Below are 24,265 nucleotides of genomic sequence, written 5' to 3' on the forward strand. Positions count from 1 at the left end.
TCCTGACCCTTTATACGGCCATCAGGTCCTTTTCTTTTTCTTCGGTTGCCTGAGTGATCTTCGCCTCGGCTTCCTTGGTCAGCTTGTCGATATCGGCGACGGCACGACGCTCTTCGTCTTCGCTGATTTCCTTGTCCTTGACCAACTTCTTCAGTTCGCCCAAGGCATCACGACGAATGTTACGCACAGCAACGCGCGCGTCTTCTGCCGCGCTGCGCGCCTGCTTGGTGAAGCCCTTACGGGTTTCTTCGGTCAAGGCAGGCATGGAGATCAGCAACAACTCGCCCAGGTTGGTCGGGTTGAGATTCAAACCGGCACTCTGGATCGCCTTGTCGACGGCCGCAAGCATGTTGCGCTCGAAGGCCACGACCTGCAGGGTCCGCGAATCTTTGACGGTGACGTTGGCTACGCTGCTCAGCGGCGTATCTGCGCCGTAATACGGCACCATCACACTGCCCAGGATGCTCGGGTGAGCCTTGCCGGTACGAATCTGGCCGAATGCGTGGCTCAGAGACTCCAGGGATTTCTGCATACGCGCTTGGGCGTCTTTCTTGATTTCATTGATCATTGTTGGCCTTCCTCGATCAGAGCCCCTTCCGCACCGCCATGTACGATATTCAGCAGGGCGCCGGGCTTGTTCATGTTAAATACGCGCAGCGGCATCTTGTGGTCGCGGCACAGGCAAATAGCCGTCAGGTCCATCACACCCAGCTTGCGATCCAGCACTTCATCGTAGGTCAGATGATCGAACTTCTCGGCATGCGGGTCTTTGAATGGATCTGCGGTGTACACACCATCCACTTTGGTGGCCTTGAGCACCACGTCTGCATCGATTTCGATAGCACGCAGGCAAGCCGCCGAATCCGTGGTAAAGAATGGGTTACCTGTTCCGGCGGCGAAGATCACCACTTCTTTGGAGTTCAGGTGGCGCATGGCTTTACGACGATCATAGTGATCGGTCACGCCCACCATGGAGATCGCCGACATCACGATGGCTGAGATGTTGGCGCGCTCCAGAGCGTCGCGCATGGCCAGAGCGTTCATCACAGTGGCCAGCATCCCCATGTGGTCACCGGTGACCCGATCCATACCGGCAGCACTAAGTGCCGCGCCACGGAAAAGATTGCCACCGCCAATCACCAGGCCCACTTGCACGCCAATGCCGACCAGTTGGCCAACTTCCAGCGCCATGCGGTCGAGCACCTTGGGATCAATCCCAAACTCTTCCGAGCCCATCAGGGCCTCGCCGCTGAGCTTGAGTAGAATGCGTTTATAGCGAGCCTGATAACCACTGCCCTGCTGAGCCATTGCGAATCTCTCCTGCGGCGTATTTTTCAAAAATTCTTGGCGAGCCGTTTACGGCTTGCGTTCACTCTAGCTGGACGCTATCACAGCGCCATCGGAACACGGCTTTGTAAGCCAGTTCCGAAAGGAAACCAAATAAAATTGGCCTTCCCATTTGAAAAGAGGCTGCGCGCGTGAGCGGGCAGCCTCTTTCGGGCGACAGTTAAAACTGTCTTATTGCTTGGCGGCAGCCAGCTGGGCAGCAACTTCTTCAGCGAAGTTGTCGACCGGCTTCTCGATGCCTTCGCCTACTTTGAAGTAAGTGAAGGAAACGATTTCAGCGCCGGCTTTTTTAGCCAGCTCGCCAACCTTGATTTCAGGGTTCTTGACGAACGCCTGCTCAACGAGGCTCGCTTCGGCCAGGAACTTGCTGATACGGCCTTTAACCATATTCTCAACAATGTTTTCTGGCTTGCCTTTGATTTTTTCTTCGTTCAGCTGCAGGAACACAGCTTTTTCACGCTCGATGGCTTCGGCGGATACTTCCGAAGGCAGCAGGAACTCAGGGTTGCTGGCTGCGACGTGCATCGCGATGTCTTTGGCCAGCTCAACGTTGCCGCCCTTCAGGACAACCGCAACACCGATCTTGTTGCCGTGCAGGTAACCACCCACTACATCACCCTCAACGCGGACCAGGCGACGGATGTTGACGTTTTCGCCAACCTTGCCGACCAGTACCAGACGGGCAGCTTCTTGAGCTTCGATCAGAGGCTCGACAGTGGTCAGCTTGTCAGCGAACGCTTTTTCAACGCTATCGGCAACGAATGCTTTGAAGTCGTCCTGCAGAGCCAGGAAGTCGGTCTGGGAGTTCACTTCCAGCAGAACGGCGGATTTGCCGTCTTCTTTCAGAGCGATGGCGCCTTCAGCGGCAACGTTGCCTGCTTTCTTGGCAGCCTTGATGGCGCCGGAAGCACGCATGTCATCAATGGCTTTTTCGATGTCGCCGCCAGCCTTGGTCAAGGCTTTTTTGCAATCCATCATGCCTTCGCCGGTACGCTCGCGCAGTTCTTTAACCAACGCTGCAGTAATCTCTGCCATTTCAAAATCCTCTTGGATAGGTTTTCAACCATTCCACCCGATTAAACGGGCGATCAATTCTTCTCGAACCACCCCTTGTAGGCCGCTGCACGTTACAGATGATGTAGCTGCGCTGCCGACAAATGGTTTTCGAGGGGGCAAAAAGGGGGCCAAGCCCCCTTTTTGCTTACTGAGTCAACGCCAGGGCGTCAATTACTCAGCGGCAGCTACCGGAGCTTCTTCAACGAACTGCTCGGTACCACCAGCAACGTGGTTGCGACCACGGATTACAGCGTCAGCCATCGAACCCATGTACAGCTGGATAGCGCGGATTGCGTCATCGTTGCCTGGGATGATGTAGTCAACGCCTTCCGGGCTGCTGTTGGTATCGACTACGCCGATAACAGGGATGCCCAGCTTGTTGGCTTCGGTGATCGCGATGCGCTCGTGATCAACGTCGATAACGAACAGTGCGTCAGGCAGACCGCCCATGTCCTTGATACCACCCAGGGAACGATCGAGCTTTTCCAGGTCACGGGAGCGCATCAGCGCTTCTTTCTTGGTCAGCTTGGCGAAAGTACCGTCTTCGGCTTGTACTTCAAGGTCACGCAGACGCTTGATGGAAGCACGGATGGTTTTGAAGTTGGTCAGCATGCCGCCCAACCAGCGGTGGTCGACGTACGGCGAACCGCAACGTGCTGCTTCTTCAGCAACGATCTTGCCAGCGGAACGCTTGGTACCGACGAACAGAATCTTGTTTTTGCCCTGGGCCAGACGCTCTACGAAAGTCAGCGCTTCGTTGAACATTGGCAGGGTTTTTTCAAGGTTGATGATGTGGATCTTGTTACGCGCGCCGAAAATGTATTTACCCATTTTCGGGTTCCAGTAACGGGTCTGGTGACCGAAGTGCACACCGGCCTTCAGCATATCGCGCATGTTGACTTGGGACATGATAGTTCCTTAATAAGTCGGGTTTGGCCTCCACGTATCCCAATGACCAACCAGCGGCATCAAGGCCTCCGGCACCCAGGTCATCGTGTCGACACGTGTGTGGATTTAAGCTTTTCGGGGTATCCCCGGAAAGCGGCGCATTTTATACCACACGAAGGGCGAAAACGAAACCTGCAATCACAACTGCCTTGAAGGCCACTCGCGCAACCCTTTGAATTGAGTCCGGATACCCTCACCCTATAGAGAGAAGCGATCGTCAGACCCTCATGACTTGAGAGCATCGTCTGTTAGAATCGCGTTTTTCAGGGCTTGTGTGAATTCTGTAACCTTTTGTCGCACACCCGTAAACCGTTTTGATTTCAGCGCCTCGCGCTAGAGAGAGCCTGTATGACCGTTACTTTGAAAACCGCCGAAGACATCGCCGGCATGCGCGTTGCCGGCAAACTGGCGGCCGATGTGCTGGAAATGATTGCCGAACACGTCAAGCCCGGCGTCACCACCGAAGAACTCGACCGAATCTGCCATGACTACATCGTCAATGTGCAAAAGGCTATCCCTGCCCCGCTCAACTACAAAGGCTTTCCCAAGTCGATCTGCACATCGATCAACCATGTGGTCTGCCACGGCATCCCAGGCGACAAGCCGCTCAAGGACGGCGACACGCTGAACATCGACGTCACCGTGATCAAGGGTGGCTATCACGGCGATACCAGCCGCATGTTCCACGTCGGCACCGTGCCGGTCTGGGCCGAACGCCTGTCCCAGGTCACTCAGGAATGCATGTACAAGGCTATCGAGATCGTCAAACCTGGCTGCCGCCTGGGCGACATCGGCGAAGTGATCCAGAAGCACGCTGAAAAGAACGGCTTTTCGGTGGTTCGCGAGTTCTGTGGCCACGGCATCGGCAAGGTGTTCCACGAAGAACCGCAGATCCTGCACTACGGCCGCGCTGGCACCGGCATGGAACTCAAAGCCGGCATGACCTTCACCATCGAGCCGATGATCAACCAGGGCAAGGCCGACACCAAGGTGCTGGGCGACGGCTGGACCGCTATTACCAAAGACCGCAAGCTTTCGGCCCAGTGGGAACACACACTACTGGTCACCGAAACCGGCTACGAGATCTTCACCCTGCGCTCGGACGACACCATCCCGCGCGTGTCGGCGTAATTCAAGGCTGCGTTGGTTTTCCCAAACGGTGTTGTGACTGACTCATAGATAGAAAGGAAAGCCGATCGATGCCCCAGGTGGATCCCGAACTCTTCGACCGTGGCCAGTTCCAGGCCGAGCTGGCACTGAAGTCGAGCCCTATCGCCGCGTTCAAAAAAGCCATTCGCCAGGCCCGCGAGGTGCTCGATGAGCGCTTTCGCAAGGGCCGGGATATCCGCCGGCTGATCGAGGATCGCGCCTGGTTCGTCGATAACATCCTGCAAAAGGCCTGGGAACAGTTCACCTGGAGCACTGACGCCGACATCGCCCTGGTGGCGGTCGGCGGCTACGGTCGCGGCGAATTGCACCCCTACTCCGACATCGACCTGCTGATCCTGCTGGACAGCGCCGACCATGAGATCTTTCGCGACTCCATCGAGCGTTTTCTCACACTTTTGTGGGATATCGGCCTGGAAGTCGGCCAGAGCGTACGGTCGGTGGACGAATGCGCCGAAGAGGCCCGTGCCGACCTCACCGTGATCACCAACCTCATGGAAAGCCGCACCATCGCCGGCCCCGAGCGCCTGCGCCAGCGCATGCTCGACGTCACCAGCACGGCGCACATGTGGCCGAGCAAGGATTTCTTCCTGGCCAAGCGCGCCGAACAGAAAGCCCGGCATCACAAGTACAACGACACCGAGTACAACCTGGAACCCAACGTCAAGGGCTCACCGGGAGGGCTGCGGGACATCCAGACCATTCTGTGGGTGGCCCGTCGCGAATACGGCACCCTGAACCTGCGCGCCCTGGCCGGCGAAGGCTTCCTGGTGGAAAGCGAGAATGCGCTGCTGGCCTCCTCCCAGGAGTTCCTGTGGAAAGTGCGCTACGCCCTGCACATGCTTGCCGGGCGCGCCGAAGATCGTTTGCTGTTCGACCATCAGCGCTCCATCGCCTCGCTGCTGGGGTTTGAAGGCGAAGACGCCAAGACCAGTATCGAAAGCTTCATGCAGCAGTACTACCGCGTGGTCATGAGCATTGCGCAGCTGAGCGACCTGATCATTCAGCACTTCGAAGAGGTGATCCTGGCCCCCGAAGACGAAGCGCCGCCGCAACCGATCAATGCGCGTTTCCAGTTGCACGACGGTTATATCGAAGCACGCAGCGACAACGTGTTCCGCCGCACGCCGTTCGCGATGCTGGAAATCTTCGTGCTGATGGCCCAGCAGCCGGAAATCAAAGGCGTGCGCGCCGACACCATTCGCCTGCTGCGGGAAAACCGCTACCTGATCGACGAAGACTTCCGCAACGATATCCGCAACACCAGCCTGTTCATCGAGCTGTTCAAATGCAAGATCGGCATCCACCGCAACCTGCGCCGCATGAACCGTTACGGCATCCTCGGGCGCTATTTACCGGAGTTCGGTTTTATCGTCGGGCAAATGCAGCACGACCTGTTTCATATCTATACCGTCGATGCGCACACCCTGAACCTGATCAAACATCTGCGTAAGTTGCAGTACACCCAGGTATCGGAAAAATTCCCGCTGGCCAGTAAGTTGATGGCCAAACTGCCCAAGCCTGAGCTGATCTACCTGGCCGGGCTGTACCACGACATCGGCAAGGGCCGGCACGGCGATCACTCGGAAATCGGCGCCGTCGATGCCGAGGCTTTTTGCCAGCGTCACCAATTGCCGTTGTGGGACAGCCGCCTGATTGTCTGGCTGGTGCAGAACCACTTGGTGATGTCGACCACTGCCCAGCGCAAGGACTTGTCCGATCCGCAGGTGATCCATGATTTCGCCCAGGTGGTCGGCGATGAAACCCGCCTCGACTACCTGTACGTGCTCACCGTCTCCGATATCAACGCCACCAACCCCACTCTGTGGAATTCATGGCGCGCCAGCCTGCTGCGTCAGCTGTACACCGAGACCAAGCGCGCCCTGCGCCGTGGCCTGGAAAACCCAGTGGACCGCGAAGAGCAGATCCGCCGCACCCAAAGTGCGGCGCTGGATATCCTCGTACGCGGCGGCAACGACCCGGACGATGTCGAACAGCTGTGGTCGCAGTTGGGGGACGATTACTTCCTGCGCCACACCGCCGGCGATGTCGCCTGGCACACCGACGCCATTTTGCAGCAGCCTGCCGATGGCGGCCCGCTGGTGTTGATCAAGGAAACCACCCAGCGCGAGTTCGAGGGCGGCACGCAGATTTTCATCTATGCACCGGACCAGCACGACTTCTTCGCCGTGACCGTGGCCGCCATGGACCAGCTCAACCTGAACATCCACGACGCGCGGGTGATCACTTCCAGCAGCCAGTTCACCCTCGACACCTACATCGTGCTCGACACCGATGGCGACTCGATCGGCGACAATCCGGCGCGGGTGAAGAAAATCCGCGAAGGCCTTACCGAAGCCCTGCGCAACCCCGACGATTACCCCACCATCATCCAGCGTCGGGTCCCGCGCCAGCTCAAGCACTTCGCCTTCGCGCCCCAGGTCACCATCTCCAACGATGCCCAGCGCCCAGTCACCGTGCTGGAACTGAGCGCGCCGGACCGTCCGGGCCTGCTGGCGCGCATCGGCGGGATTTTCCTGGAGTTCGACCTGTCGTTGCAGAACGCCAAGATTGCGACCCTGGGCGAGCGCGTGGAGGACGTGTTCTTCATTACCGATGCCGACAACCAACCGTTATCCGACCCCGAGCTGTGCCGACGCTTGCAGGAAGCCATCGTCCAACAGTTGAGCGTGCCCCAGGAGCCGGGCGTTGAACTGACGCGCCTGACGATTTGATACCAGGGGCGGCCCACCGCCCCCTTCGCCGTTTTTAACGCCTTGCACGAGATCCACCGATGAACAACGCCCTGAACCAGCTCCAACCCTACCCGTTCGAAAAGTTGCGCGCCCTGCTGGGCAGCGTGACACCGAACCCGGCGAAGCGCCCGATTGCGCTGTCCATTGGCGAGCCCAAGCACAAATCCCCGCAGTTCGTGGCCGACGCCCTGGCTAATAACCTCGACCAGATGGCGGTGTACCCGACCACCCTAGGCATTCCCGCCTTGCGCGAGGCCATCGGCGCCTGGTGCGAGCGGCGCTTCAATGTACCCAAGGGGTGGCTCGATCCGGCACGCACTATTTTGCCGGTCAACGGTACGCGGGAAGCCTTGTTTGCCTTCACCCAAACCGTGGTCAATCGCAGTGACGACGCACTGGTGGTGAGCCCGAACCCGTTCTACCAGATCTATGAAGGCGCCGCGTTCCTCGCCGGGGCCAAGCCGCACTACCTGCCGTGCCTGGACAGCAATGGCTTCAACCCAGACTTCGACGCGGTTTCGCCGGATATCTGGAAACGCTGCCAGATCCTGTTTCTGTGCTCCCCGGGCAACCCGACCGGCGCGCTGATTCCAGTCCAGACCCTGAAAAAACTCATCGCCCTGGCCGACGAATATGATTTCGTGATCGCCGCCGACGAGTGCTACAGCGAGCTGTATTTCGACGAGCAAACCCCGCCGCCGGGCCTGCTCAGTGCCTGCGTGGAACTGGGTCGCCAGGACTTCAAGCGTTGCGTGGTGTTCCACAGCCTGTCCAAGCGCTCCAACCTGCCGGGGCTGCGCTCCGGCTTCGTGGCCGGTGACGCCGATATCCTCAAAGGTTTCCTGCTGTATCGCACCTATCATGGCTGCGCAATGCCAGTGCAAACCCAGCTCGCCAGCATCGCTGCGTGGCAGGACGAGGCCCATGTGCTGGCCAACCGTGACCTGTACCGCGAAAAGTTCGAAGCCGTGTTAGCCATTCTCCAGCCGGTACTGGACGTGCAGGCGCCGGACGGCGGGTTCTACCTATGGCCGAATGTGCAGGGTGACGACGCTGCGTTCTGCCGCGACCTGTTCGTGGAAGAACATGTGACGGTGGTGCCGGGCTCGTACCTGTCGCGAGAAGTGGACGGGGTCAACCCTGGGGCCGGTCGAGTGCGCCTGGCGCTGGTTGCGCCGCTGGCCGAGTGCGTGGAGGCTGCGGAGCGAATTCGCGATTTCATTCAGCGCCGTCGTTAAGCCAGACGCATCGAGAGCCCGAGGGATGGTAATCCTTCGGGCACCCAATGCTCAGTATTCCAAGCCAATGGGCAGTGATAGCACTTACTTCACGGGCCCCAGGTTCGCTTCACTCATGTCCAGTTCCGCCAACACTTCCCTCAAAACGTCATCACCAATTTGGTGATGACGGCTCAAACTGTATAACTCCAGACGCTGGGCTCGAAGGGCCTTGAGGCGTAATTTTCGCTCCAGCAGGTCCATCTGCTGCGCCAGCGCTTGAGCTTCGGCCGAATCATTGAATACCTCCAACTGATGACGATATTCCGACATCAGGCGCGCTTTAAGCTCGGTGGCCAATGCGGCTTGCGCAGCGTCCTGGCTCTCGCTCTCGGGCGGCTCCTCGGCCTCAAGGGCGTGGATCGCAGCCACGGCCGTCTTTTTCCACGCTTCGCGCACTTCCTTGTGGCGTTTTTCGTCCGGGCTTTTTTCGATGCCCTTTAATAAAAGCGGCAACGCAATACAGGCAGCGATCAGCGACAGCAGAATCACGCCGGCGGCAATGAAGATCAGCAGGTCGCGCTCGGGGAAATCCTTGCCCGGCGCCAGCAGCAGCGGCACCGACATCACACCGGCCAAGGTCACGGCACCGCGGACACCGCCGACGGTCAACAACCAGCAGGACCGGGCAGTCGGTACCAATGTCAGCTCACTTTTCCCACGCAAGCGCCGCAACAGGCCCGACAGGCGCCAGATGCTTTGCACCCAGATAAAGCGCAAAACCACCAGCACCAGAAAGATCGCGATCACGTCCAGGCAGCGATACAGCAAGGTAGGCCACAGCGTCGACTCATGACTCACCACAGCCTTGACGATGTCGGGTAACTGAAGGCCCAGCAGCAGGAAAATCAGGCCATTGAAGGCGAATTCCAGCAACGACCACACACTGCGATTGAGCAGGCGTGTGCTGGTCTGGCGCGGCAGCAAATCGAGCCAGCTTTGCATCATCCCTGCCGCTACCGCAGACAAAATCCCCGACGCCCCCAGGCGTTCGGCCAGCACATAGGCGGCAAATGGCAACAGCAACATAAACACCACATGGGTCGCCGGATCGTCCCAGCCCCGCGCGATCATCCAAGCCCGCAACCGACCGACCACCCAGCTCAAAGCGACGCCCACCGCCAAGCCACCAAGGGCGACCAGCACGAAGGTCAGGCTGGCATCCGCCAGGGAAAAAATCCCGGTCAATGCCGCTGCCAGGGCGAACTTGAAGGTCACCAGGCCCGACGCGTCATTCATCAAGGCCTCGCCCTGCAGCATGTGCATCAGCGGGGTCGGCAACCGATTCTGGGAAATGGCCGACACCGCCACGGCGTCCGTCGGCGACAACACGGCCGCCAGGGCGAAGGCCACCGGCAGCGGGATCGTAGGCAATATCCAGTGGATGAAGTAACCGGCGCCGACCACGGTAAACAGCACCAGCCCCACTGCCAGCGTCAGGATCGGGCCGCGCAGGCGCCACAATTCACGTTTGGGCATGCGCCAACCATCGGAAAACAGCAGTGGCGGCAGGAACAGAAACAGAAACAACTCCGGGTCCAGGGCTACATGCAGCCCCAACGTGGGCCAGGCCAGCAAAGCGCCGGCGGCAATCTGCACCAAGGGCAACGGTAGGGGGATAACACGCCCGACCAGGCGCGAAGCACTGACCAGCATCAGCAGGATAAGAACGGTGTAGGCGGTTTGCATAAGGCGGGGTTCCCGGACAATCGACTCGCAACGACACACATCAGGCAACAACTCGCCGTTGAAGTGCCATATTAGCCGCCTATGCTGCGCGATGGCTTTTGCACAAAAGTCGCACGGTGCTGACGAGCGGCACCCAAATGCGCTGGGCGTGGCATAATCCCAGACCTTTGACTTTCATCAGCACACTCCATCGGATCAGAGGGGGGCAATTCCTTGACCGCTTCAAGCAAAACGTTGCACCTTTTCGGTATCAAAGCCTGCGACACCATGAAAAAGGCACGTACCTGGCTCGATGAGCACGCCGTGAATTATGAGTTCCATGACTACAAAACGGCCGGTATCGACCGTGAACACTTGACCCAATGGTGCAACGAGCACGGTTGGCAAGTGGTGTTGAACCGCGCGGGCACCACCTTTCGCAAACTCGAAGACGAACGCAAAGCCGATCTCGATCAGTCGAAAGCCATTGAATTGATGCTCGCGCAACCCTCGATGATCAAGCGCCCGGTGCTGGATCTCGGAGACAGAACCCTGATTGGCTTCAAGCCAGACATTTATTCGGCGGCCCTCAAGTAAGCCAGCCCTTTTATTTTTGTAGAGGTAACAGCATGTCCCATTCCCTGTTCAGCCTGGGCTTCGGCGTCGGCACTCAGAACCGCCAAGGCGCTTGGCTGGAAGTGTTCTACGCACACCCCTTGCTCAACCCGTCGGCTGAAATCGTCGCGGCCATCGCACCGATCCTCGGTTACAGCGAAGGCAACCAAGCCATCACCTTCACCGTCACCCAGGCCCTGCAACTGGCGGACGCACTCAAGGGCGTCGACGCGACCCAGGCCGCGCTGCTCAGCCGTCTGGCCGAAAGCCATACGCCGCTGGTCGCCACCCTGCTAGCCGAAGACGCCGCACTGACCTCCACGCCTGAGGCCTACCTCAAGTTGCACCTGTTGTCCCATCGCCTGGTCAAGCCCCACGGCCTGAGCCTGGCCGGCGTGTTCCCGCAACTGCCGAACGTGGCCTGGACCAGCCAGGGCGCGATCGACATCAGCGAGTTGGCCGAGCGCCAACTGGAAGCGCGCCTGCGTGGCGAGCTGCTGGAAGTGTTCTCGGTGGACAAGTTCCCGAAAATGACCGACTACGTGGTGCCAGCCGGTGTGCGTATCGCTGACGCCGCGCGCCTGCGCCTGGGCGCCTACGTGGGCGAAGGCACCACCGTGATGCACGAAGGTTTCGTCAACTTCAACGCCGGCACCGAAGGCCCGGGCATGATCGAAGGCCGTGTGTCGGCCGGCGTATTCGTCGGCAAGGGCTCGGACCTGGGCGGCGGTTGCTCCACCATGGGCACCCTGTCGGGCGGCGGCAACATTGTGATCAAGGTCGGCGAAGGCTGCCTGATCGGCGCCAACGCCGGTATCGGTATCCCATTGGGCGACCGCAACACCGTGGAGTCGGGCCTGTACGTGACCGCCGGAACCAAAGTCGCGCTGCTCGATGAGCAGAACCAACTGGTCAAAGTGGTCAAAGCACGCGAGCTGGCCGGCCAACCGGACCTGCTGTTCCGTCGCAACTCCGAGACCGGTGCCGTGGAGTGCAAAACCCACAAATCGGCCATCGAACTGAACGAAGCGCTGCACGCTCACAACTAAGCAGCCACTCGATGCCACTAGTGGGCCGCGCCTTCGCGGTGCGGCCCGCTTATACGAGTCTTGATCATCATGCTTGTGCCCTCCCCCTGGCGCGCCGATTTCCCGGCCATCGCCACCCTGCAACGGCAGGACCAGACCTATCTGGACAACGCCGCCACCACTCAAAAACCCCAGGCGCTGCTGGATGCGATCAGCCATTACTACGCCAATGGCGCAGCCAATGTGCACCGCGCCCAACACTTGCCCGGCGCCCATGCGACCCAGGCTTTCGAAGACAGCCGCAGCAAGGTTGCACAGTGGTTGAACGCAGGTGATAGCGGGCAAATAGTGTTTACCCATGGCGCGACCTCTGCGCTGAACCTCTTGGCCTATGGCCTTGAGCACTTATTCACAACGGGCGATGAGATCGTCATCAGCGCCTTGGAACACCACGCCAATCTGCTGCCGTGGCAGCAACTGGCCAAACGTCGCGGCTTGGAGTTGGTGGTATTGCCGCTCAATGCCGACGGCGTGATCGATGTTGAAGCCGCAGTCGGACTGATCGGCCCCCGCACGCGCCTGCTGGCGGTGAGCCAGTTATCCAATGTACTGGGGGCCTGGCAACCGCTGGAAACCTTGCTGGCGATGGCCCGGACCCATGGCGCCCTGACCGTGGTGGATGGAGCCCAAGGCATCGTCCATGGTCGGCATGATGTGCAGGCCCTGGGCTGTGATTTCTATGCATTCTCCAGCCACAAACTGTACGGCCCCGACGGCGTTGGCGTGTTGTTTGGTCGCAACGACGCCCTGCACCACTTGCGCCACTGGCAATTGGGCGGCGAGATGGTGCAGCACGCGGACTATCACAGCGCCAGTTTCCGCCCGGCGCCCCTGGGTTTCGAAGCGGGAACGCCGCCGATCGCGGGAGTGATCGGCCTGGGCGCGACCCTGGACTATCTCAGTTCACTGGACCCACAGGCGGTTCTCGCCCACGAAGCCGCTCTGCATGATTACCTGCTGCGCGGCTTGAAGGCCCGCAACGGCGTGCGCGTGCTGGGTTCGCCGCAGGTTGCGCTGGTCAGCTTTGTGGTCGACGGCATCCATAACGCCGACCTCGCGCACTTGCTCACCGAGCAAGGAATTGCCGTACGCGCCGGCCATCACTGCGCAATGCCCCTACTCAAGGCGATGCACTTGTCGGGGGCGATCCGTGTGTCCCTGGCGCTGTACAACGATTCCGACGATCTGGAGCGCTTTTTCGAGGCCCTGGACCAAGCGCTGGATATGCTGCGATGACCCTGCCCGTTGATGCCGTAGAGGCGCTCGAAGCGTTTCAAGCCGTCGGCAGCTGGGAGCAACGCGCGCGCATGCTGATGCAGTGGGGCGAGAGGCTGCCGGCGTTGGCGGATGAAGATAGGGTCGACGCCAATCTGGTGCAGGGCTGTGAAAGCCTGGTGTGGTTGGTTGGCCGTTTGGAGAACGGTCATTGGCAGTTTGCCGCCAGCAGCGATGCGCGAATGATTCGTGGGTTGGTGGCACTGCTGCTGGCGCGAGTCAACGGGTTATCGACTGCTGAGTTGCAGGGGGTCGACTTGCCCGACTGGTTCAATCAACTCGGGCTTTCCCGCCAACTGTCGCCGTCGCGCAGCAATGGCTTGAATGCAGTCCTGCAGCGCATGCGAACCCTAAGCCAGACACAGAGCTAAATGTGAGAGGGCCGGTGCGAGGATTGGACTTGCCCCCGATAGCGGCGGGTCAGTCAGTTATTCAGTGCCTGACACCCTGCAATCGGGGGCAAGCCCCCTCCCACATTTTGATTTGTGCAAGGCCGTGAGATTCAGGTGGGTTTGACCCGCTCCGAAGGCCTGCGCACTCCCGCCACAATTTTGTCCACCGCTTTAGTCGCGGCCACCATGCCGAAGGTGGCCGTGACCATCATCACCGCGCCAAATCCTCCGGCGCAGTCCAGCTTCACGCCATCGCCGACAAAACTCTTCTGCAAACAGATGCTGCCGTCTGGTTTGGGATAGCGCAGTTGCTCGGTGGAAAACACGCATGGCACGCTGTAATGGCGAGTCACGGTGCGGGAGAACCCATAATCGCGGCGCAGCGTGGAGCGGACTTTGGAGGCCAGCGGGTCGTTGAAGGTGCGGTTCAAGTCGCAGACTTGGATCAGCGTCGGGTCGATCTGCCCGCCGGCGCCGCCAGTGGCGATGATCTGGATTTTGCGGCGCTTGCACCAGGCAATCAGCGCGGCTTTGGCGTTGACGGCGTCGATGCAGTCGATCACGCAATCGATGTTGGGCGTGATGTACTCGGCCATGGTGTCGCGGGTGACGAAGTCCGCCACCGCATGCACGGTGCAGTCCGGGTTGATGCCGCGCAGGCGTTCGGCCATAACCTCGACCTTGGGCTTGCCCACGGTGCTGTCCAAGGCGTGCAACTGGCGATTGCTGTTGCTGACGCAGACATCGTCCAGGTCAAACAGCGAAATTTCGCCCACCCCGCATCGGGCCATGGCTTCGGCCGCCCAGGAACCCACGCCGCCCACGCCGACGATCGCCACATGGGCCGCTTTCAAGCGTTGCAGGCCCTCAATGCCATACAAGCGGGCAACGCCTGCAAACCGCGGATCTTCTGTACTCATGACCATTACCCCAAAAACCGGCGCGCATTATAGGGCTACGCAGCGACAAGTTTTAAGCTACAAGCTACAAGTTAAGAACTTAGATGTACTTTCGCTGCCCAATGTCCGGTTTTTCTCGGCTTGCTGTACGGTCAGGGAAAGGCCGGTGTAGGATGCGCGCCGTTCGGCGCAGCCCGGCACCTCATTTCGTTCCACACCCTTTGGAACCCGCATAACCATGGCATCGCGTAAATTTGGACTCAACCTGGTGGTGGTGTTGGCAATTGCCGCGCTATTCACCGGTTTCTGGGCGCTGATCAATCGCCCGGTCTCAGCCCCCAACTGGCCTGAACAAATCTCCGGTTTTTCCTACTCGCCGTTCCAACAAGGCCAGTACCCCCAGAAAGACCAATACCCCACCGACGAACAGATGCGTCAAGACTTGGCGATCATGAGCAAGCTGACGGACAACATCCGCACCTACTCGGTCGACGGCACCCTGGGGGATATCCCCAAACTGGCGGAAGAATTCGGCCTGCGGGTGACCCTGGGGATCTGGATCAGCCCGGACCTGGAGCGTAACGAACGCGAAATCCAGCGCGCCATCGAGATCGCCAACAACTCGCGCAGCGTCGTGCGCGTGGTGGTGGGCAACGAAGCGTTGTTCCGTGAGGAAATCACGCCCGAGGCGCTGATCGTGCTGCTGGACCGTGTGCGCGCTGCCGTCAAAGTACCGGTAACCACCTCCGAGCAATGGCACATCTGGGAACACAATCCACAACTGGCCAAGCACGTCGACCTGATCGCCGCGCACATCCTGCCGTATTGGGAACATATTCCGGTGGATAAGGCCGGCCAATTCGTACTCGACCGCGCCAAGGATCTGAAGAAGACCTTCCCGAAAAAGCCGCTGCTGCTGTCGGAAGTCGGCTGGCCGAGCAACGGGCGCATGCGCGGTGGGGCTGACGCGTCCCCGGCCGACCAGGCCATTTACCTGCGCACGCTGGTGAACAAGCTCAACCGCCAAGGCTACAACTACTTTGTGATCGAGGCGTTCGACCAGCCGTGGAAGGCCAGCGACGAAGGCTCGGTCGGTGCGTATTGGGGCGTGTTCAACGCCGCGCGCCAGCAGAAATTCAACTTCGAAGGACCGGTGGTGGCGATTCCGCAATGGCGCGTGCTGGCTATCGGTTCGGTGGTGCTGGCGCTGCTGTCCCTGACCCTGCTGATGATCGACGGCTCGGCCCTGCGCCAGCGCGGCCGCACGTTCCTGACCTTTATTGCGTTCCTGTGCGGTTCGGTGCTGGTATGGATCGGCTACGACTACAGCCAGCAATACAGCACCTGGTTCAGCCTGACCGTGGGCTTTTTGCTGGCGCTCGGCGCCCTTGGCGTGTTCATCGTGTTGTTGACCGAAGCCCACGAACTGGCCGAAGCGGTATGGACCCACAAACGTCGGCGTGAATTCCTGCCGGTGGTCGGCGATTCGGACTACCGCCCAAAAGTATCGATCCATGTGCCGTGCTACAACGAGCCGCCGGAGATGGTCAAACAGACCCTCGACGCCCTGGCCGCGCTCGATTACCCGGACTACGAAGTCCTGATCATCGACAACAACACCAAGGACCCGGCCGTGTGGGAACCGGTGCGCGACTATTGCGCCACCCTCGGGCCGCGTTTCAAGTTCTTCCACGTCGCGCCCCTGGCCGGTTTCAAGGGCGGTGCGTTGAACTACCTGATTCCGCACACCGCCAAAGACGCCGAAGTGATCGCCGTGATCGACTCGGACTACTGCGTCTCGCCCAACTGGCTCAAGCACATGGTGCCGCACTTCGCAGACCCGAAAATCGCCGTGGTGCAGTCGCCGCAGGATTATCGCGATCAGAACGAAAGCACCTTCAAGAAGCTCTGCTATGCGGAATACAAAGGCTTCTTCCATATCGGCATGGTGACCCGCAACGACCGCGACGCGATTATCCAGCACGGCACCATGACCATGACCCGCCGCTCGGTGCTCGAAGAACTGGGCTGGGCCGACTGGTGCATCTGTGAAGACGCCGAACTGGGCCTACGGGTATTCGAGAAAGGTCTGTCGGCGGCGTATTACCACGACAGCTACGGCAAAGGTCTGATGCCGGATACCTTTATCGACTTCAAGAAGCAGCGCTTCCGCTGGGCTTACGGCGCGATTCAGATCATCAAGCGTCACACCGCCAGCCTGCTGCGCGGCAAGGACACCGAACTTACCCGTGGCCAGCGCTATCACTTCCTGGCGGGCTGGTTGCCTTGGGTGGCGGACGGCATGAACATCTTCTTTACGGTCGGCGCGCTGTTGTGGTCGGCGGCGATGATCATCGTACCGACCCGGGTCGACCCGCCATTGCTGATTTTCGCGATTCCGCCGTTGGCGCTGTTCGTGTTTAAGGTGGGCAAGATCATCTTCCTGTACCGCCGTGCGGTGGGCGTGAACCTCAAGGACGCGTTCTGCGCGGCCCTGGCCGGGCTGGCGTTGTCCCACACCATCGCCAAGGCGGTGCTGTATGGCTTCTTCACCACCAGTATTCCGTTCTTTCGTACACCGAAAAACGCGGATAACCACGGCTTCTGGGTCGCGATTTCCGAAGCCCGCGAAGAAATGTTCATCATGCTGTTGTTGTGGGGCGCCGCGCTGGGGATCTACCTGGTGCAGGGCCTGCCGAGCAATGACATGCGCTTCTGGGTGGTGATGTTGCTGGTACAGTCCCTGCCGTACGTGGCGGCGCTGATCATGGCGTTCTTGTCGTCGCTGCCGAAACCGGCGCCGGCGCCACAGCCCGCTCCGGCCGCGTAAAAACTTGCGCAATGCACTAAACGGCGGCCTCTGGCCGCCGTTTTGCTATAAGATAACGGCCGTTTTGTCTGCCCGCCCTGCTCTTCCAAACATGCTTTCCGGAGTTTTCCCATGACGGCCCATGCCGACCTTTCGCCCACCCTTCAACTTGCCATCGACCTGATCCGCCGCCCCTCGGTGACGCCGATCGACGCCGATTGCCAGAAGCTGATGATGCAGCGCCTGGGCGACGCCGGCTTCAAACTTGAGCCGATGCGCATCGAAGACGTGGACAATTTCTGGGCCACCCACGGTAAGCATGAAGGCCCAGTGCTGTGCTTCGCAGGCCACACCGACGTGGTCCCGACCGGCCCGGTGCAGGCCTGGCAGAACGACCCGTTCGACGCCTTGATCGACGAAAACGGCATGCTCTGCGGGCGTGGTGCAGCCGACATGAAAGGCAGCCTGGCGGCGATGTTGGTAGCGTCCGAGCGCTTCGTCGCCGATTACCCGGACCACAAGGGTTCGGTGGCCTTCCTGATCACCAGCGATGAAGAAGGCCCGGCACACCACGGCACCAAAGCCGTGATCGAACGCCTGGCAGCGCGCAAGGAGCGCCTGGACTGGTGCATCGTCGGCGAACCGTCAAGCACCACGCTGGTCGGCGATGTGGTCAAGAACGGCCGTCGCGGCTCCCTCGGCGCGACCCTGACCGTGCGCGGCGTGCAAGGCCACGTGGCCTATCCGCACCTGGCGAAGAACCCGATCCACCTGGCCGCGCCGGCCCTGGCCGAACTGGCCGCCGAGCATTGGGATGACGGCAACGCGTTTTTCCCGCCCACCAGTTTCCAGATTTCCAACCTCAATTCCGGCACCGGCGCCACCAACGTGATTCCCGGCGAGCTGACGGCGGTGTTCAATTTCCGTTTCTCCACCGAGTCCACCGTGGAGGGTCTACAGCATCGCGTTGCGCAGATTCTCGACAAGCACGGCCTGGACTGGCACGTGGAATGGGCGCTGTCGGGTCTGCCGTTCCTGACCGAACCGGGCGCCCTGCTCGATGCCGTATCGGCCAGCATCAAGGCAGTCACCGGTCGCGAGACCCAGGCGTCCACCAGCGGCGGCACTTCCGATGGCCGCTTCATTGCGACCCTCGGCACCCAAGTGGTCGAGCTGGGGCCGGTCAACGCGACCATCCACCAGGTCAATGAGCGCATTCTGGCCAGCGACCTCGATGTGCTGACCGAAATCTATTATCAGACCCTGATCAAGTTGCTCGCCTGATGCTCGCCTGCCCTCTTTGCAGCGCCCCGCTCAACGCGGTGGACAATGGCGTGGCGTGCCCGGCCGGGCACCGTTTCGACCGGGCACGCCAGGGTTACCTGAACCTGTTGCCGGTACAGCACAAGAACAGCCGTGACCCGGGTGACAACCTGGCCATGGTCGAGGCGCGTCGCGACTTCCTCAACGCCGGGCACTACGCCCCGGTGGCCAAACGCCTGGCCGAACTGGCCGCAGAACGTGCGCCGCAGCGCTGGGTGGACATCGGCTGTGGCGAGGGCTACTACACCGCGCAAATCGCCGAGGCCCTGCCCCATGCCGACGGCTACGCGCTGGATATCTCCAAGGAAGCGGTCAAACGTGCGTGCAAGCGCAACCCGGCGCTGACCTGGTTGATCGCCAGCATGGCCCGCGTGCCGTTGGCCGACGCCAGTTGCCAGTTCCTGGCCAGCGTATTCAGCCCGCTGGACTGGCAGGAAGCCAAGCGCCTGCTAAGCCCTGGCGGCGGCTTGATGAAGGTCGGCCCTACCAGTGGTCACCTGATGGAGCTACGTGAACGTCTGTACGACGAAGTGCGCGAATACACCGACGACAAGCACCTGGCCCTGGTGCCGTCGGGCATGAGCCTGGCGCACAGCGAGATCCTGGAATTCACACTGAGCCTGGCCGATCCCAAGGACCGCGCCAACCTGCTGGCCATGACACCCCACGGCTGGCGGGCCAGTGCCGAGCGCCGCGCCGAAGTGATCGAGGCGGCCGAGCCGCTGAAGGTCACGGTGTCGATGCGCTACGATTATTTCGTGCTTCAATAACCGACTTTATTTTCGCGAATGGATTTTCGAATCCCGCAACGAGGAACATCCATGCGCCAACCCGATATCGAGATTTACCTGAAGGACGCCGACGTCGACCACAAAGCCATCGCCGCCTGGCTGGGCGCGGCCCTGGGGCCATGCAGCGACTGGGTCCAGAAAGGCCAGACCTACAAGTGCAAGGCCGGCAAAGTGCCTGTCACCTGGCTGCCTAAGGCCGTTGGCAAGTGGAACAGCCTGTACCTAGAAAGCGACCAGACCCCATGGGACGACGACATCGCCTGCGCCCGCGCCGCATTTGCCGCGCTGAACGTGGAAGTGCGCTGCGCGCCGGGCACGTGGGTCGAGGAAGAAGGTGAAGAAAGCGCCGACATCTGGATTCGCATCAGCGCAGACGGCGAAGAGCAGATTACTTGGAGGACGGGTTGAAAAGCAGCTTCAAGCGGCAAGCGGCAAGCGGCAAGCCGAAGCGCTTGTAGCTTGCCGCTTAAACCTGCCACTCCGCCTATAGGCCGACCACATCCTCGGCCTGCAAGCCCTTCTCGCCGCTCACCACGGCGTATTCCACCTGCTGGCCCTCGGCCAGGGAGCGGTGGCCTTCACCGCGGATGGCGCGGTAGTGCACAAACACATCCTGGCCGTCCTCACGCTGAATGAAGCCATAGCCCTTTGCATCGTTGAACCACTTCACATTGCCGGTTTCGCGCGTTGCCATCTGTTTACTCCCACTTCGGTTTTTATTATTGAGCCGGTACGCGTTGAACTGCCGAGTATATGGCAGGCTCAAAAGCGTTCAACTCAAGTTTACATCGCTGCTTTTTTGCCGATTTTCGGCGAATACGGCACACTACCCGCCCGAGCGCCTGCTCGGTTTTTTCCCACTTGAAGCAGCTCGCCTATGACCCGCTCCCCGTTCCGCCGTCTGGTGTTCGGCACCTTGCGCCGACTGTTGTACCTCTGGGTTCGCTCGGAGACGATCAACCAGTCGTCCCTAACCCTCAACCTGGACCGCAGCCGGCCGGTGTTTTACGTCCTGCAATCACCCTCCCTCACCGAACTGGCGGTGGTCGACGCCGAGTGCACCAAGGCCGGCCTGCCGCGCCCGGTGTTGCCGGTGTCGGTAGGCCCACTGATGGAGCCGGCGGCGTTCTTCTACCTCACGCCGGAACCGGATTGGCTGGGCCGCCAGGACAAGCGCGGTGCGCCGCCGACCCTGACCCGCCTGGTCAACACCCTCAGCGAGCACGCCGAAGAGAATGCACAAATCATTCCGGTCAGCGTGTTCTGGGGCCAGTCCCCCGAGAGCGAGTCCAGCCCATGGAAGCTGCTGTTCGCCGACAGTTGGGCGGTCACCGGGCGTCTGCGCCGGCTGTTGAGCATCCTGATCCTGGGGCGCAAGACTCGCGTGCAATTCTCCGCGCCTATCAACCTGCGTGAATTGATCGAGCACAATAAAGGCCACGAACGCACCGTGCGCATGGCCCAGCGCATCCTGCGTGTGCACTTTCGTAACCTGAAGACTGCGGTGATCGGCCCCGACCTGTCCCACCGCCGCAACTTGGTGAAGGGTCTGGTCAACATGCCGCTGGTGCGCCAGGCCATCGCCGACGAAGCCGAACGCGAAAAAATCAGCCCGGAAAAAGCCAAGGCCCAGGCCCTGCGCTACGGCAACGAAATCGCCTCGGACTATACCTACACCGCGATCCGGTTTCTGGAAGTGGTGCTGAGCTGGTTCTGGAACAAGATCTACGACGGCATCAAGGTCAATAACATCGAAGGTGTGCAACAGGTTGCCCAGGGTTACGAGGTGATCTACGTCCCGTGCCACCGCAGCCATATCGACTACCTGCTGTTGTCCTACCTACTGTTCAAGAACGGTCTGACGCCGCCGCATATCGCCGCCGGTATCAACCTGAACATGCCAGTAATCGGTAGCCTGCTGCGCCGTGGCGGTGCATTTTTCATGCGCCGCACCTTCAAGGGCAACCCGCTGTACACCGCCGTATTCAACGAGTACTTGCATACGCTGTTCACCAAGGGCTTCCCGGTGGAGTATTTCGTCGAAGGCGGACGCTCGCGCACCGGGCGCATGTTGCAACCCAAGACCGGAATGCTGGCGATCACCTTGCGCAGTTTCCTGCGCTCTTCGCGTATGCCGATCGTATTCGTGCCGGTGTACATCGGTTATGAGCGCGTGCTCGAAGGCCGCACCTACCTCGGCGAACTGCGCGGGGCGAGCAAGAAGAAAGAGTCGATCTTCGATATTTTCAAAGTGGTCGGCGCCCTCAAGCAGCGCTTCGGCCAGGTCGCGGTGAACTTCGGCGAGCCGATCAAGCTGGCGGAATTCCTCGACGCCGAGCAACCGGACTGGCGCGCCCAGGACCTGGGCCCGAACTACAAGCCGGCGTGGCTCAACCAAACCACCCATCGCCTGGGCGAACAAGTGGCTCGCCACTTGAACGAAGCCGCCGCCGTGAACCCGGTGAATCTGGTGGCCCTGGCACTGCTGTCCACCACGCGCCTGGCCCTGGATGAACAGGCCATGGCCCGTCAGCTGGACTTGTACCTGACGCTATTGCGCCGCGTGCCGTACTCGCCCCATACCACCGTGCCGGAAGGCGATGGCATGGCGCTGATCCAGCACGTCAAAGATATGAAGCTGTTGTCGGAACAGAGCGACGCCCTGGGCAAGATTTTGTACCTGGACGAACAGAACGCCGTTCTGATGACTTACTACCGCAACAACGTACTTCACATCTTCGCCCTGCCCGCGCTGCTGGCGAGCTTCTTCCAGAGCAGCTCGCGCATGAGCCGCGAACAGATCCTGCGCTATACCCACGCGCTGTACCCGTACCTGCAATCGGAACTGTTTATCCGCTGGTCCCTGGACGATCTGGACAACGTGATCGACCAGTGGCTGGAGGCGTTCGTCGAACAGGGCCTGCTGCGCTTCGAGAAAGATGTGTACCTGCGCCCGGCCCCCAGCTCGCGACACTTTGTGCTGCTGACGCTGCTGTCCAAGAGCATCGCCCAGACCCTGCAACGCTTCTATATGGCGATCTCGCTGTTGCTCAACAGCGGCCAGAACAGCATCAGCGCCGAGGAGCTGGAAGACCTGTGCACGATCATGGCCCAGCGCCTGTCGATCCTGCATGGGCTCAATGCCCCGGAGTTCTTCGATAAGAGTCTTTTCCGACATTTTATTCAGACGTTGCTGGAGCAAGATGTGCTGCGCCGCGATGAGGCCGGCAAATTGAGCTACCACGACCTGCTCGGTGAACTGGCCGAAGGCGCGGCCAAACGCGTGTTGCCGGCCGAGATTCGCCTGTCGATCCGCCAGGTGGCCTTGCACCGGGTGGACGGTGCGGGTGATGCGCCGGTGGAACCAGAAGAAAGCCGCTAGATTGAATAAGGGCCGGAGAGCCTCCGGCCCCGTTGAAAAGGAGCTGCACCATGAAAAAGATCATTCTCCTGGGCCTCACCGCCCTGCTCGGAGCCTGCCAATCCATGAGTCCCGCGCCCAAGGCCAGCCTCGACGGCGAAGTGTTCTACCTGCAACGCATCGCCCTGCCCCCTGCGGCCACGTTGAGCGTGAGCCTGCAGGACGTGTCCCTGGCGGACGCTCCCGCCGTGGTTCTGGCCGAACAGAAAGGCCCGGTCAAAGGCCAGGTGCCCCTGCCGTTCCACCTGAGTTACGACCCGGCACAGGTCAAGCCCGGCCACAGTTACGCGGTGAGTGCTCGCATCGAGCTGGAGGGCAAGCTACTGTTCATCACCACTGATCGCCACACCGTGCGGCTCGACGGCCAGGACGCCCAGCCGCTGCGCGTGCGCGTCAACGCCGTAGCCCCCTGATTTCGAACATCGAACATAAGGAAGCGCCCATGCTCCGTAAATCCCTTCGCTTCACTGCCCTGTGTGCCGGCCTGCTGCTCGGCGCCAACGCTATGGCCCTGGACCTGGGCAGCCTGTCCCAGGGCGACGCCACCGGCGGACTCAAGGATGCACTGACCCAAGGTGCCCAGATCGCTGTGAAACAACTGGGCGTACCCGGCGGTTTCAGCAACAACCCGGAGGTCAAGATCGGCCTGCCGGGCAAGTTGGGCAAAGTCGCGGACAAGCTGAAGATGTTCGGCATGGGTGATCAGGTCACCCAACTGGAAACCAGCATGAACAAAGCGGCTGAAACGGCTGTGACCCAAGCCCAGCCGATTCTGGTAAACGCTGTGAAAAACATGAGCGTGACCGACGCCAAGGGCATCCTCAGCGGCGGCCAGGATTCGGCCACTCAGTACCTGGACAAAAGCAGTCGCGAAGCCATTCGCGCTAAGTTCCTGCCGATCGTCAAGGCTGCCACCGACAAAGTCGGCGTAGCCCAGCAGTACAACGCCCTGGCCGGCAAAGCCGCCGCCTTCGGCGCCTTGGATGCCAAGAGCGCTAATGTCGAGAACTACGTGACCGAACAGGCACTGGATGGTTTGTTCAAGATGATTGCGCAACAGGAAGAGACGATTCGCAAGAATCCCGCGGCGGCTGCCACCAGTTTGGCGAAGAAAGTATTCGGCGCACTGTAGGCACGCGTCAGCAAACCCCGCACTTATGCAAACGCCCCGATCAGTCGGGGCGTTCGCATTACTGAGCGAGCGAAAAAAACCGTTGGTATCGCAACTGCATCACCAAGTGATTTTGGTCTCAATCGTCGCAGTTTTTTGGCAAGGCTTGGCGTTGTCTTCGCATGGCTTTGCAGGTTCGGGTTTGTGCGAGTGGCAATGCTTATCGCCCCTCTTCGCCTCATTAAACAACGAGTTGAGCCCTAACAACGAAAGCGGGCCTAGGAACACAGGAAAAAGCATAGGCAACTCCTCACGAATTCAA

At 60.4% G+C, this 24,265-nt stretch carries 21 protein-coding genes; 14 read left to right on the plus strand and 7 right to left on the minus strand.

What is annotated here, in order from left to right:
• Positions 1-10: 10 nt before the first annotated feature.
• The 4 genes from frr to rpsB form a co-directional block, all read right to left on the minus strand.
• Positions 11-568 carry a ribosome recycling factor gene (frr, locus tag ABX75_RS04775; protein WP_034096240.1) on the minus strand — a complete coding sequence of 186 codons (558 nt, stop codon included), beginning with the start codon at positions 566-568 and terminating at the stop codon, positions 11-13.
• Positions 565-1,308 carry a UMP kinase gene (gene pyrH / locus ABX75_RS04780; RefSeq protein WP_047881545.1) on the minus strand — a complete coding sequence of 248 codons (744 nt, stop codon included), beginning with the start codon at positions 1,306-1,308 and terminating at the stop codon, positions 565-567. Before pyrH ends, frr begins: the two co-directional genes overlap by 4 nt.
• A gap of 210 nt (positions 1,309-1,518) precedes the next feature.
• Positions 1,519-2,382, minus strand: a complete 864-nt coding sequence (gene tsf, locus ABX75_RS04785; RefSeq protein WP_034096239.1) for a translation elongation factor Ts — start codon at positions 2,380-2,382, stop codon at positions 1,519-1,521.
• A gap of 192 nt (positions 2,383-2,574) precedes the next feature.
• Positions 2,575-3,312, minus strand: a complete 738-nt coding sequence (gene rpsB, locus ABX75_RS04790; RefSeq protein WP_003189158.1) for a 30S ribosomal protein S2 — start codon at positions 3,310-3,312, stop codon at positions 2,575-2,577.
• Between the two features lie 387 nt (positions 3,313-3,699).
• On the opposite strand from rpsB, the gene map reads away from it, so the two are divergent.
• The 3 genes from map to dapC all read left to right on the plus strand — a co-directional run bounded on the left by map (position 3,700) and on the right by dapC (position 8,512).
• The gene (map, locus tag ABX75_RS04795; protein ID WP_047881546.1) at positions 3,700-4,482 is read left to right on the plus strand and encodes a type I methionyl aminopeptidase; all 783 of its coding nucleotides are present in this window, start codon (positions 3,700-3,702) and stop codon (positions 4,480-4,482) included.
• A gap of 68 nt (positions 4,483-4,550) precedes the next feature.
• Positions 4,551-7,253 carry a [protein-PII] uridylyltransferase gene (locus ABX75_RS04800; RefSeq protein ID WP_034096237.1) on the plus strand — a complete coding sequence of 901 codons (2,703 nt, stop codon included), beginning with the start codon at positions 4,551-4,553 and terminating at the stop codon, positions 7,251-7,253.
• A 59-nt stretch (positions 7,254-7,312) separates the two neighbouring features.
• Positions 7,313-8,512 (plus strand): succinyldiaminopimelate transaminase, encoded by a 1,200-nt coding sequence (gene dapC, locus ABX75_RS04805; RefSeq protein WP_034096236.1) that lies wholly within the window; start codon positions 7,313-7,315, stop codon positions 8,510-8,512.
• Between the two features lie 84 nt (positions 8,513-8,596).
• Here the strand turns inward: dapC and ABX75_RS04810 are convergent, their stop codons facing one another.
• Complete coding sequence (locus tag ABX75_RS04810; RefSeq protein WP_034096235.1) at positions 8,597-10,240, minus strand: Na+/H+ antiporter; 1,644 nt, start codon at positions 10,238-10,240, stop codon at positions 8,597-8,599.
• Positions 10,241-10,507: 267 nt separating this feature from the next.
• On the opposite strand from ABX75_RS04810, the gene ABX75_RS04815 reads away from it, so the two are divergent.
• The 4 genes from ABX75_RS04815 (at position 10,508) to ABX75_RS04830 (ending at position 13,568) form a co-directional block, all read left to right on the plus strand.
• On the plus strand, positions 10,508-10,816 hold the full coding sequence (locus ABX75_RS04815) for an arsenate reductase (RefSeq protein WP_231980866.1): 309 nt from the start codon (positions 10,508-10,510) through the stop codon (positions 10,814-10,816).
• A 32-nt stretch (positions 10,817-10,848) separates the two neighbouring features.
• Positions 10,849-11,883, plus strand: coding sequence for a 2,3,4,5-tetrahydropyridine-2,6-dicarboxylate N-succinyltransferase (dapD, locus tag ABX75_RS04820; RefSeq protein WP_034096233.1), 1,035 nt, complete (start codon positions 10,849-10,851; stop codon positions 11,881-11,883).
• A 69-nt stretch (positions 11,884-11,952) separates the two neighbouring features.
• Positions 11,953-13,158, plus strand: a complete 1,206-nt coding sequence (locus ABX75_RS04825) for an aminotransferase class V-fold PLP-dependent enzyme (RefSeq protein ID WP_034112161.1) — start codon at positions 11,953-11,955, stop codon at positions 13,156-13,158.
• Positions 13,155-13,568, plus strand: coding sequence for a SufE family protein (locus ABX75_RS04830; protein ID WP_047881547.1), 414 nt, complete (start codon positions 13,155-13,157; stop codon positions 13,566-13,568). Before ABX75_RS04825 ends, ABX75_RS04830 begins: the two co-directional genes overlap by 4 nt.
• A gap of 131 nt (positions 13,569-13,699) precedes the next feature.
• Here the strand turns inward: ABX75_RS04830 and tcdA are convergent, their stop codons facing one another.
• Positions 13,700-14,509: a tRNA cyclic N6-threonylcarbamoyladenosine(37) synthase TcdA gene (gene tcdA / locus ABX75_RS04835; protein ID WP_047881621.1), complete on the minus strand. Its 810-nt coding sequence runs from the start codon at positions 14,507-14,509 to the stop codon at positions 13,700-13,702.
• A gap of 217 nt (positions 14,510-14,726) precedes the next feature.
• Here tcdA and ABX75_RS04840 point away from each other — a divergent pair, with 217 nt between their 5' ends.
• From ABX75_RS04840 to ABX75_RS04855, 4 genes are all read left to right on the plus strand, one after another.
• On the plus strand, positions 14,727-17,318 hold the full coding sequence (locus tag ABX75_RS04840; protein WP_034096229.1) for a glycosyltransferase: 2,592 nt from the start codon (positions 14,727-14,729) through the stop codon (positions 17,316-17,318).
• Positions 17,319-17,429: 111 nt separating this feature from the next.
• The gene (gene dapE / locus ABX75_RS04845) at positions 17,430-18,581 is read left to right on the plus strand and encodes a succinyl-diaminopimelate desuccinylase (RefSeq protein WP_034096228.1); all 1,152 of its coding nucleotides are present in this window, start codon (positions 17,430-17,432) and stop codon (positions 18,579-18,581) included.
• Positions 18,581-19,390 (plus strand): putative RNA methyltransferase, encoded by an 810-nt coding sequence (locus ABX75_RS04850; RefSeq protein ID WP_034096227.1) that lies wholly within the window; start codon positions 18,581-18,583, stop codon positions 19,388-19,390. Before dapE ends, ABX75_RS04850 begins: the two co-directional genes overlap by 1 nt.
• A gap of 51 nt (positions 19,391-19,441) precedes the next feature.
• A complete protein-coding gene (locus tag ABX75_RS04855; RefSeq protein ID WP_047881548.1) occupies positions 19,442-19,819 on the plus strand; it encodes a hypothetical protein in 378 nt (125 codons plus the stop codon).
• Between the two features lie 76 nt (positions 19,820-19,895).
• Here ABX75_RS04855 and ABX75_RS04860 read toward each other — a convergent pair whose 3' ends face one another.
• Positions 19,896-20,105: a cold-shock protein gene (locus tag ABX75_RS04860; RefSeq protein WP_034096225.1), complete on the minus strand. Its 210-nt coding sequence runs from the start codon at positions 20,103-20,105 to the stop codon at positions 19,896-19,898.
• Positions 20,106-20,288: 183 nt separating this feature from the next.
• Between ABX75_RS04860 and plsB the strand changes: the two genes are divergently transcribed.
• From plsB to ABX75_RS04875, 3 genes are read left to right on the plus strand one after another with little or no spacing between them, the layout of a single operon-like run.
• Positions 20,289-22,793, plus strand: coding sequence for a glycerol-3-phosphate 1-O-acyltransferase PlsB (gene plsB / locus ABX75_RS04865; RefSeq protein WP_034096224.1), 2,505 nt, complete (start codon positions 20,289-20,291; stop codon positions 22,791-22,793).
• Positions 22,794-22,843: 50 nt separating this feature from the next.
• Positions 22,844-23,245 carry a YbaY family lipoprotein gene (locus ABX75_RS04870; protein ID WP_034096223.1) on the plus strand — a complete coding sequence of 134 codons (402 nt, stop codon included), beginning with the start codon at positions 22,844-22,846 and terminating at the stop codon, positions 23,243-23,245.
• A gap of 29 nt (positions 23,246-23,274) precedes the next feature.
• On the plus strand, positions 23,275-23,964 hold the full coding sequence (locus tag ABX75_RS04875; protein WP_034096222.1) for a DUF4197 domain-containing protein: 690 nt from the start codon (positions 23,275-23,277) through the stop codon (positions 23,962-23,964).
• Positions 23,965-24,265 lie beyond the last annotated feature (301 nt).

Source organism: Pseudomonas sp. ARP3 (assembly GCF_001029595.1).
Lineage (GTDB): Bacteria > Pseudomonadota > Gammaproteobacteria > Pseudomonadales > Pseudomonadaceae > Aquipseudomonas > Aquipseudomonas rhodesiae.